8 protein-coding genes are annotated in these 10,028 nt (G+C 60.7%); 5 read left to right on the top strand and 3 right to left on the bottom strand.

Features of this window, described 5'->3' with window-relative positions:
• The first annotated feature begins 225 nt into the window (after positions 1-225).
• Positions 226-846, top strand: a complete 621-nt coding sequence (locus AQ996_RS02810; protein ID WP_055250846.1) for a helix-turn-helix domain-containing protein — start codon at positions 226-228, stop codon at positions 844-846.
• A 144-nt stretch (positions 847-990) separates the two neighbouring features.
• On the opposite strand, the gene AQ996_RS02805 is transcribed toward AQ996_RS02810, so the two are convergent.
• Together AQ996_RS02805 and AQ996_RS02800 are read right to left on the bottom strand one after the other, a co-directional pair.
• Positions 991-1,845: a MurR/RpiR family transcriptional regulator gene (locus tag AQ996_RS02805; RefSeq protein WP_055250844.1), complete on the bottom strand. Its 855-nt coding sequence runs from the start codon at positions 1,843-1,845 to the stop codon at positions 991-993.
• 165 nt (positions 1,846-2,010) lie between these two features.
• A complete protein-coding gene (locus AQ996_RS02800; protein WP_055250841.1) occupies positions 2,011-4,602 on the bottom strand; it encodes a hypothetical protein in 2,592 nt (863 codons plus the stop codon).
• Between the two features lie 114 nt (positions 4,603-4,716).
• On the opposite strand from AQ996_RS02800, the gene AQ996_RS02795 reads away from it, so the two are divergent.
• From AQ996_RS02795 to AQ996_RS02780, 4 genes are all read left to right on the top strand, one after another.
• The gene (locus tag AQ996_RS02795) at positions 4,717-5,709 is read left to right on the top strand and encodes an AraC family transcriptional regulator (RefSeq protein WP_055250840.1); all 993 of its coding nucleotides are present in this window, start codon (positions 4,717-4,719) and stop codon (positions 5,707-5,709) included.
• A 167-nt stretch (positions 5,710-5,876) separates the two neighbouring features.
• Complete coding sequence (locus AQ996_RS02790) at positions 5,877-7,325, top strand: glycoside hydrolase family 1 protein (protein WP_082435492.1); 1,449 nt, start codon at positions 5,877-5,879, stop codon at positions 7,323-7,325.
• Between the two features lie 140 nt (positions 7,326-7,465).
• Complete coding sequence (locus AQ996_RS02785) at positions 7,466-8,002, top strand: PTS sugar transporter subunit IIA (protein WP_055250838.1); 537 nt, start codon at positions 7,466-7,468, stop codon at positions 8,000-8,002.
• A gap of 233 nt (positions 8,003-8,235) precedes the next feature.
• Positions 8,236-8,793 (top strand): hypothetical protein, encoded by a 558-nt coding sequence (locus AQ996_RS02780; RefSeq protein ID WP_055250836.1) that lies wholly within the window; start codon positions 8,236-8,238, stop codon positions 8,791-8,793.
• Positions 8,794-9,268: 475 nt separating this feature from the next.
• On the opposite strand, the gene AQ996_RS02775 is transcribed toward AQ996_RS02780, so the two are convergent.
• Entirely contained in the window at positions 9,269-9,937 is a 669-nt protein-coding gene (locus AQ996_RS02775; RefSeq protein WP_055250834.1) for an HAD family hydrolase, read from the bottom strand.
• Positions 9,938-10,028: the final 91 nt, after the last annotated feature.

Here is a 10,028-nt window from a genome sequence, read left to right as displayed (position 1 = left end):
GGCGGCCCGTTCTGGGCGCGCCTCAATCGTAGCCCGAGACGGTCCCGGGCTGACAATTTCGACTGTAATGGACGTTCTTAAATGACTACTTAGGATGAGCGTCCAAAATCCGCACTCGTTCGATTGGCGCATGTCTACGCAGCGTAGGTTGTCGAGCCTGGCCTTCAAATGGATACTGACTGTCGAACCGGTTCACTCCATTTCTTCAATTTGATTGGACAGCCCATGAACCAGACACGGCAAACTAATGCCTCCCATACTTTTTTGGCAGCGCATGCCATCAAGCAGCTGCGCGAAGAGCGCGGCCTCACCCAGCGCGCCCTGGCGGAAAGCCTTGGCGTGACCGATAAAGCCGTCAGCAAGTGGGAATCCGGCCGCGGCCTTCCCGACATTTCCCTCGTTGAGCCTTTGGCCCAGAGACTCGGCATAAGCGTGGCTGAGCTTTTGGCTGGTGACATTCGGGCCAACGCCAACCGTGCAGGCAATATGCTCAAAGGCGTCTTTTACGTTTGCCCTATCTGCGGAAACGTTGTGCACGCGCTCGGAGAAGGCAGCTTTAGCTGCTGTGGCTCCACGATGTTTCCCCAGGAGGCCGAAGAGCCGGACGCGGACCACGCCTTTTCCATCGAGCGCATCGAGGACGATTGGTACGTCACGCTCGATCATCCCATGACCAAGGATCACTACATTAGCTTTGTGGCATATGCGACTATGGACGGCATCTGCTTTAAGAAGCTCTATCCAGAGCAATCGGTGCAGCCGCGCTTCCATATTACCGGGCGCGGCAGGATATATCTTTACTGCAACCAACACGGGCTCTTTACGTCGCTGACGCCTCGCAAATAACGGCTGTCTATCCGCCCTCCTCATGCGTTTCCCGGGGGACCCAAAATGAGCGTGGATAATCTCCCGTTTTTGGGCCGCATGCAGGCTCAAAGTGGGAGATTATCCACGCTCGTTATCTGAGTGTCCAAAAATCCACGCTCGTCGCTATTTGAGTCCGGGCAGGCGGGTGTAGGGGAACGAGCGCTCTAAGAACTCGGAGCAGCGGGCGTAATCTTTGGCAAAGTAGCTGCTATAGAGCGAATCGAGTACGTATTGCACGGCGATATGGCTGGCGAACTGCGTGATGCGGTGCGTCATGCTCTCGTGGTCGCTTACCGTGAGATAGGCGGCAAAGCCGGGGTGAATGCGGGCACAGTACGGCGTGCCGATGACGATGACCGGGACATGTCGACTGCTAAGGATCGGCAAGATCTCCTTGAGGTTGGGGGCAAGGCCGCTGTAGGAGATGATGATTGCCACATGGTCGGGACCCGAGGCGAGCGCCGTGCGCACCTGCGCCTCGACGCTGTCGTGGCACGTCGCGCTTTTGCCGGCGGAAAGCAGGCGATCGCGGAACATTCCCGCTGGATATAGGTTATGCGAGCCCGTGTAGATGTCCACGGTGCCGGCGCGCATGATGAGCTTGGCGGCGTGGTTGAGCTGTGCAGGGTCGAGCAGCTCCTGCGTTTCGGCCAAAGTGGTCTGGTAGAGCCCCTCCATGCGCTCCATGACCTGCGCAGGGGTGGAGGTGGCATCGAAGGGAAAGTTGATGTCCACGTCGCGCCGGTTGCCCGCATCGGTCGCCTGGCGGATGAGCTCGACCTTGAGGTCTTTGAATCCCTCGAGGCCGAGCTTTTTGCAAAAACGGTGCACGCTCGCGACCGAAACGTTGGCGCGCGCGGCAAATTCCTTAATGGAAAGCCCGCGCACATCCTCGCCCATGGCGAGCGCCGTTTGCCCAAGTTGTTGCTCGGTGGGGGTGAGGCTTTTGCCCTGCGTGATCTTTCGCCTGATATCCATATGGCTCCTATGCGTTTGCGTCGCGATAAACCAATCATAGCGATAAATAAAACGTTCGGCTTGGCTGGGAGTTTTGGTCCGCCGGTCTATGAACGACGGACCGCTCGACGCTGCGCGGACTCAACATAGGGCGCTGTCCTTGTTGGGCCGTTTGCGCCCGGGGCGTTACCCGAGCACGCGTACGGGGCCCAAGAGGCCGCTGGGCTCGGAGGGCTCGGTCATGCCGAACACGTCGGGGACGGCATGGTCGAGGGTGTTGATGATGTCGATCGTAAGCGCGTGCTCACCGGCCAAAAGCGCGCCGGCCTCAAAGCGGTAAGGCGGACAGATACGGGTGTCGAGGGATTTGCCGTCGAGGGCGACGGTTGCGGTCTCAAAGACCTCGCCAAGGTCGATGACGGTGCGGGTGGCCGCTTCGCCCAGGACAAAGGAAGCCCGGTAGCGGAATGTGCCGGCCTTGCCGGGGAACTCGGCCGAGGAAAGGTCGTGCAGGTCTGCAAGCTCAACAGGCTCGCCAAAGGCATCGGTGCCAGGGGCAGAGAAAGCAACCGCCCAGGGCCCGTCGATGCATGCGGCTTCGTCTCCAACGGTTGCCGCGCCGGCGGAACCTGTAGCCCCAAGGACCACGATGCAGCTCTCGTAGGGAGCCAACTCGAGCGTGCCGTCAAAGGCGGCGGGCTCGGTGCCGTTGAGCAGGTCGAGGCGCGCGCCTGCAACGGGTGTGCCGTCGGCAAGCGCAACCTGAGTGGAGATACCCTGCTTGGGATGCTCGTTGACGAGCATCAGATAGCTCTCGCCCGCCCGCTCGTAGCGCAGTGCGCGCAGCCAGGGCTGGGGCCCGGCGCAAACCACGGTCTGCATGCCGGTATTGGCAAATGTGCCTGCGAGCTCGGTGGTCGCCAGGAGTTTGATGCCGGCGAGCGCGGTTGCATCCAGGGAGGCAAAGCCCTCGCGGCCTGCAGTGTCGCCGTCGTAGCGCTTGTTCGGCAACTCATCCAGCGCGTACACGGCAACACCTGCGGCTGCGGCGCGCGCGGCAAAGTCGAGCACGGCTCCGCCGACAAACTCGGCTCCGGGCATCACCAGGCAGCGGTATGCCTGGCCGTTCACGCTAAAGCCGCTACCGTCTGCGGCAATTTCAACGGCATAGCGCCCTGCGTCCTCAAATGCCTCTGCCGGCACGATGTCAAAGTCGACCTGCGCGCGCATAAGCTCGGAGGCGGCATGCTGCATAAAGTTCGCCTCGCCTGCCCACTCGGCGTCCGCATGGTAGAGAAGCGCCACCGGGGTCGTTGCACGCCCGCCGCTCAGCAGACTCGCCGTACGGTTCATGTAGCTCATGAGCTGCCCAAAGTGTGCAAACTGGGGGTTTTGGCCATGCGCATAGAAATGCGGCGGGCAGTCCCAGTCGGGGAAGGCGGCCATGCTAAAGGCATGCGGCACAAACCAATTGACGCCGCGCACCAAAAAATGATCGGCGATCCACTTCATCTCGCGCAGGCCTTCGTGCCATCCAAATGCGCCAAAGACCTCGGCCATGCAGCGCCCCTGCTTTTTGGGATCGAGGTGTGCTGCCGAGGAGCCCAGCTTGGGCAGCACGTAGTTATAGAACTCGAGGTCCCACACGCCGCGTCCGTAGCTGTGAAGGCCGCGGTCCATGCCGGGTACCAGCTGGTTGATCACGATGTCGACGCCCGCCATGTCCTGACCGCCCACGGCGCGGAAGTAGTGCCCGGCGCCCACGCCCAGGCGCGCGTGGCAGTCCTTGTCCTCGATAACGTGGCCGATGTACTGCACGCCGCGCGCGCGGCACCAGTCTCCGAGCTGGTCGCAGAAGCACTCCTTATAGAGGGTGCTCGCGATGTCCATATAGACGTGGCGTACGTGCGCGCCGGCCGGCTCGCGGTCCCACAGGTGCGGGAGCTCGGCCAGGTAGCGCTCGCCCAGTGCCGCGCGCAGGCGACGCTCAAGCTCGGCCGACCAGGGTAGGGGCGCGGTGGCCTTGCCGATGAGCGTGTCCGAGATGCCATCGGGGCCCGTGGTGCCCTTCTCGTTGGCAAATCCGGGCTCATCGGAGAAAAAGCCCAGGATCGTCTTGCCAAACTCATCGCCCAGATGCTCAAAATGCGGCTCGTAGACAGCATCGATGAGCTGCGCCACCGAGGCGCGGTCGACCATATTGATGTAGTCCTCGTTGTAGGAGGTCTTGCCGCTCGTGAACATCACGCATGCCTGCGTGAGGCCCGCAGGTGCATCGAAGACCAGGCGGCTGGGGTTGCCGTCTGCATCGTCGATTACTCGGTAAGCGACGTCGACGGGGCTGCCGTCCTGCATAAATGTCACGCCGTAGAAGCGCTCCGTTTTGTCGAGCATGTTGGCGAGCGCGATGCTCGCGGCGGACGTGGGGCCCACGATGTCGAACGTGCGGTGCGTGAGCACGATCTTGCGGAGCTCGGGCACGGCCTCCTTGACGGCGCCGTTGGCAAAGCCCGTGGGGAAGTGTGCGTCGTCCAAGATCCAGAGCTTAAGGCCCAGCTGCTTGCACTCGTCAATGACAAAGCGCAAGTCGCGCCACCAGCCCTCGCCGCAAAAATCGGGGTGTGGGCGGCTTTCGAGACAGACCTCGTGGATGTCGGCGCCGGCGATCTTTTCCAGATACTCGGCAATGGTCTTATGGCTCTCGCCCTTCATCCACAAAAACGGAAGCACGTGGTTGTCGTATGTGCCCTCGAGCACCTGCTGATAGTACGCGGTCATGGATCCTCCTTGGCTCGATCGATCTGCTGCATAGCACAGATTATGGACGCGTCGGCGCGTTCTGCTAATATCTGAATCACGACGAACTATGACCAAATCAACGATTGGCAAGCCATGGAGATCGACGAGCTCGAGCGTAGGCTCAGCGAACTGAGCGCCAGTGAGATCGCTTATAAAGACGGCATGGCATTTGATTGGTCGATTATGACCGAGCATGTCGAAATCGACGGATGCCCAGTGCGCAAGATTGGGCAGCCAGGGTTTGCCTATGCCCAGCCCGGCATGCCGCGTGGCCTGACGATAAGGAAAAACTCGCGTTTTAATGCAGTTCCCGAGCACGTGCATGATTACGTGGAGATGAGCTATGTGTATCGCGGGCGCTGCCCGCAGACGGTGGCGGGGGAGAGGCTCGAGTTGCGCCGCAACGAGGTGCTTTTGCTCGACGCCCTTTGCCCTCATGCCGTGGCGGCGCTCGGCGAGGACGACATCATGCTGAGCATGACCGTTTCACGCTCTTTTTTGCGCCGGAGTCTCGAGTCGAGCCTCTCGCGCGAGAGCGCGGTCTCGCGGTTTTTGTTCAACGCGCTCAACAGCGAGACGGACCATCGGGGCCATGTCCGTTTTCATTGCGGCGAGAGCCGTCGGATTCGGCGCTACATGCAGGAGATGCTCTGCGAGCTGTACGACCCGAGCCCCAACGGTCCCGAGATCGTCTTGCGTCTGTTTCAGCTGTTTTTGGCCGAGCTCATGGATTGCTACGAGCGCGAGCTGGTGCGCGGCGCGGCGGACGGCGCGGCGGGGCCCACTGCCCTGGTGACGGGAATGCTCGGCTATATCGATCGCGAATTCGCCGCGTGCTCCCTCGAGGGGATGGCGGCGGAGTTTGGCTTGAGCCCTAATTATGCGACGGCGCTCCTTAAGCGGCATGTGGGCAAGACCTTTAGGCAGCTTGTGCAGGAGCGACGCCTGGTACATGCGGCCGAGCTTCTGCGCGGCGGCACCACGGCCGGGGCGGCTGCGCATGCGGTGGGCTATGAAAACATGAGCTTCTTCTACCGTAAGTTTCACGACAAGTATGGCTGCACCCCCGCGGCATACCGCCGGTAAGCGCGGGGCGGATCGTCTTCGCTCCTTCGGTGTCAAAAAGTTTCAGCTGCAGCGCTGTTGCAGCGCGCGTCTGCGAAAAGAAGTGTCGGGTTTGGCACCCCTGCCCCTGCCTGTCGCGTGCGTGGGCGATACTCGGCCTATCGACCCGCAATGCAAAGGAGATGCTCATGGCAAACATCAAGTTCCCCGAGGGTTTCTATTGGGGCGGCGCCACGGCCGCCAATCAGTTTGAGGGCGCTTGGAACGTGGACGGCCGCGGTCCGTCGGTCGACGACCACTTCTTGGGTGGCAGCTACAAGGAGCCGCGCCAGATTACGATCGACATCGACCCTAACCGCTTCTACCCCAATCATGACGGTATCGACTTCTACCATCACTACGAGGAGGATATCGCGCTGTTCGCCGAGATGGGCTTCAACATGTTCCGCATGTCCATCTCTTGGAGCCGCATCTTCCCCAACGGCGATGACGCCGAGCCCAACGAGGCCGGCCTCGCCTTCTACGATCGCGTCTTCGACTGCCTGCGCGCTCACAATATCGAGCCGCTCGTGACCCTGTCGCACTACGAGATGCCTTATCACCTGGTCGAGAAGTACAACGGCTGGGCGAGCCGCGAGCTCATCGGCTTCTTTGAGAAGTACTGCCAGACCGTCTTCGACCGCTATCAGGACAAGGTCAAGTTCTGGCTCACCTTCAACGAGATCAACTGCGGTACTCAGGACATTGGCAACCTCTTTGAGACCAGCATGATTCAGGGCTTTGAGGGTCCGGCTTCGGCGGTCCATACTACGCCGCAGGCCCGTATGCAGGCCCTGCATCACCAGTTTGTCGCCAGCGGCCGCGTCGTGCGCTATGCCCACGAGCACTATCCGCAGTTTAAGATGGGCAACATGGGCTGCTTCATCCTCTCCTATGCCGCCACGTGCGATCCGGCCGACGTGTTCGCCACGCAGCAGGAGATGAATACCATGAACTGGTACTGCTCCGACGTGCAGGTGCGCGGCAAGTATCCGTTCTACGCCAAGCGCTTTTGGGCCGAGAATGACGTTGAGCTCGTGATGGAGGACGGCGACCTGCAGGATATCGCCGACGGCAAGGTCGATTTCTACACCTTTAGCTACTACATGTCCGGCACCGTGGGCACCCACAAGGATCACGAGATGACCGAGGGCAACATGACCTTTGGCGGCAAGAATCCCTATCTGGAGTCCACCGACTGGGGCTGGCAGATCGATCCGCTGGGTCTGCGCATCGCCCTCAACGAGATTTACGCCCGCTACGAGATTCCGCTGATGGTGGTCGAGAACGGCATGGGCGCTTACGACGAGGTCGAGGAGGACGGCTCCATCCACGACCCGTACCGTATCGCCTACTTGCGCAGCCACATCAAGGCCATGGGCGAGGCCATTGCCGACGGCGTCGACCTGATCGCCTACACCTGGTGGGGTCCCATCGACCTGGTGTCCGCCGGCACCGGCGAGATGCGCAAGCGCTATGGCTTCATCCACGTCGATAAGTACGACGACGGCACCGGTACCTACGAGCGACGCCGCAAGGACAGCTTCTACGCCTACCAGAAGATCATCAAGTCCAACGGTGCCGAGGGCCTGGATTAATCGACAATATGAGTGCCACCGGGGAAAAGCGTTGGGATGGGCTCGCGATTCGAGTCCCCACCTTAGCATTTGAACCATTTGGCACTATAATCACCATAGGCATGCGCATAACGTTGCGCTTAATCAAGAGGAGAAAACGTATGGGTCTGTTTGATATCTTCAAGAAGAAGGCTGAGCCCGCGGCTGTCGCTGCTCCGGCCTCCATCTCTGCTTCTGCCGGCGCCGACGTGCTGTGCTCGCCCGTCAAGGGCAAGGTCATCAAGATGGCCGACGTGCCCGATCCCGTCTTTGGCGGCGAGGTTCTGGGCAAGGGCTGCGCTGTGTGGCCCGAGGACGATCTGGTCTACGCTCCCTGCGACGGCAAGGTGACCGTCACCATGGGTCACGCCGTGGGTCTGCAGTCCGATAGCGGCATCGAGGTTCTGGTGCACGTTGGCGTCGATACCGTCAACATGAACGGCGACGGCTTCGAGGGCTTCGTCAAGGCCGACGATGTCGTTAAGGCTGGCCAGCCCATGCTCAAGATCGACCGCGCCAAGATCGCCGCTGCCGGCTACAAGGACTGCGTCGTCGTGGCTGTGTCCAACACCGCCGAGTTCGCCGACGTCGAGCTCGCCGTCGAGGCTGACTCCGCTGTCTCCGCTGGCGATGCCATCGTCAAGGTCGTCCGCAAGTAGTCTGCGGCAACATAAGGGTGTTTTGGGGTGGTCGGGTTATCCGGCCGCCCTTTTTTAATGGGCCGAGTGGGCGCATTTTATTGCAGGGGGCTTGCTTTATAGGCCGTTCGTTCGTCAAATTGAGCCGCCTGCGCTTTTGTGACGCAGGGGGTTGGGCCTGGCCGCTAATATGGACTTGCTGTTACGACGTGCGCTGCGCAGGGAACGCGGCGCCGCTTGTTTGGAGGAACAACATGAAAAAGAAGCTGCTGCTTGCGCCCCTCATGGCCGTCTTGGTTGCGTGCGTGGTCCTGTTTTCCGGCTGCGGAGGGCCTTCGGTGGAGGAGCTCATCACCAACGACCTTACGAGCCAGTTCGACGAGATCAAGAACGGCGGCGATGACTTCCTTTCCGGTCTGGAAGAGGCTTCGGGCGACGAGTTTGAGCAGCTGGGTATCGATCCCAAGGAGTATGCCAAGAGCTATCTCGAGGGCTTTGACTACAAGATCGGCGATGTGACGGTCGACGAGGACAAGGGCACCGCGACTGCCGATGTCACCATTACCTGCAAGTCCATGAACAAGATCGTTGAAGATTTCGCCACCCAGTATCAGGAGAAGATCGCGGCGCTCGATACGATGCCTTCCGAGGACGACCTGTACAAGATGGCCGGCCAGGTCATGGTCGACGTGACCAAGGCCGCTAAGACCAAGGACACCAAGGTTACCTTCAAGTACACCGCCAATGACGATGGCGAGTGGTCTGCTGACGATTCCGCAACCACCGAGATGATGAATGCGATGATGAACTAGGGGAGTTACGCGGTTCTACGAACCGCGTAACTGCTCGACGCTGCGCGGGCACCAGAGCGACAACTTGTCATTCAAAGAGGACGGCATGACCAGAAGGTCTATGCCGTCCTCTTTTCATGCCAATTTGTTCGCTCTGGTGCCCGCTCGCTGTCCGTCCTCTACCTGCGGCGTTGCCATGGTAGTCATTGGGGCGGCACTTGGGGACGTTCCTTTTCTGCCGGCAGTTGGGGACACTCCTTGCGCCAGCGTTGCATCGAATGCTCGGGAAAATACGAGCCGGTATTTGGCCGAATAGCGGGTCGCGGTTTCCGGATGGGGTGGGTTGTGGAAAGTGCGACCCGGAATATTGCTCTGAAACGGGATGCCGTTTCCCCGACAAGGCTCAACCGGAAAGCGCATCCCATTCTGGGGCGGCAAAACGGGATGCGCTTTCCGCGCGACAGAATCTATGCAGCCGTGTTGAGCGACAGCCCCGCTACTCGCCCAGAATCAGCGCCGCGAGCTCGTCTTGGGTGTCCACCACGTAGTCGGCGCCGGCGGACTCCAGCTCTGCGCGGCCGCGGAAGCCCCAGCTGACACCGGCGCTCTTGAGGCCGGCGTTGTGACCGGTCAGAACATCGACATTGGAATCGCCCACATAGAGCGTGGTTGCCGGGTCGGCGCCTAGCTCTTCCATCACATGCAGCGTAACAGGCGCCTCGGGCTTGGGAGGAAACGCATCGACGCGGCCCTGCACCAGCGCAAAGCGCTCGGAACCAAAGTATTTTTCGATAAGCGGAGCGGCCGAAACATGGTCCTTGTTGGTGAGCACGGCAAGCTGCACGCCCGCGGTGCGCAGGCGGTCGAGCATCTCGATCGTACCGGCGTACGGTGCGGTGTGGTCCTCCTTGTGCTCGCCGTAGTAAGCCCTAAACTCGGCAAGCGTCTGCTCAAACATACGGCCGTCGCCCGCATACTCGGCGGGCATAAAGCGCTCGACCAGCTTGAGCATGCCGTTTCCCACCTTGTAGCGGTACTCGTCTACGGCAAACGTGGGCCAGCCGTGCATCTCGCAGGTATGGTTGCCGGCGGCCGCCAGGTCCTCGAGCGTGTTGAGAATGGTGCCGTCCAGGTCAAAGATCACATGGGAAAAAGCTGCTGCCATGGGTGCTCCTGCCGCTTGAGTTGTAAAACGCACCCCATGATACTGGGCATGCGTGCCGGGCGTGTTTGGAATCTGAATATCTTTAATAGCC

Origin of the sequence: Collinsella aerofaciens (assembly GCF_001404695.1) — a bacterium.
Classification (GTDB): domain Bacteria; phylum Actinomycetota; class Coriobacteriia; order Coriobacteriales; family Coriobacteriaceae; genus Collinsella; species Collinsella aerofaciens_E.
Note: the sequence above shows the minus strand (reverse complement) of the source record. Positions and strands in the feature narration are given on the sequence as shown.